Annotated in this window: 1 protein-coding gene; it reads left to right on the plus strand. The window is 48.6% G+C overall.

Annotation, left to right across the window (positions count from 1 at the left end):
* Nucleotides 1–150: 150 nt before the first annotated feature.
* Nucleotides 151–383, plus strand: a 233-nt coding sequence (locus tag BQ17_RS12920; RefSeq protein ID WP_218068261.1) for a hypothetical protein, incomplete at its 3' end; no start/stop codon positions are given.

Consider the following 383-nt stretch of genomic DNA (forward strand, 5'->3'; position numbering starts at 1 on the left):
CAGACCATGAAAAGCTGGTACCAAAAACAACCCAATCTGTTCAAAAAACGTGTCTATAATCTGGCGGGACTTGACACATAAAGAGCCATCTTTTATCCGCAGATGATGAGATCGGATAGGGCGGATTTCCGAAGATCGAGGTGAAACTCAATGCGAATTGCCAATCCGATCTACGATGTGGTATTCAACTACCTGCTGCGGAATAACGAGCTCGCTATCCCGATCCTCTCGACCATCCTGGAGGAGGAGGTCATTGCCCTGGATTTGCTTCCCCAGGAAATTTCGATGACGTTGGGAAATCGGTTTTTCACCGTGTATCGGCTGGATTTTTCCGCCCGGATAAAGACCCAGGACGGCGCGATCAAACAGGTCATCATCGAGAT

The sequence above is a fragment of the Candidatus Thiosymbion oneisti genome (genome assembly GCF_900092655.1).
Classification (GTDB): Bacteria; Pseudomonadota; Gammaproteobacteria; order Chromatiales; family Chromatiaceae; genus Thiosymbion; species Thiosymbion oneisti.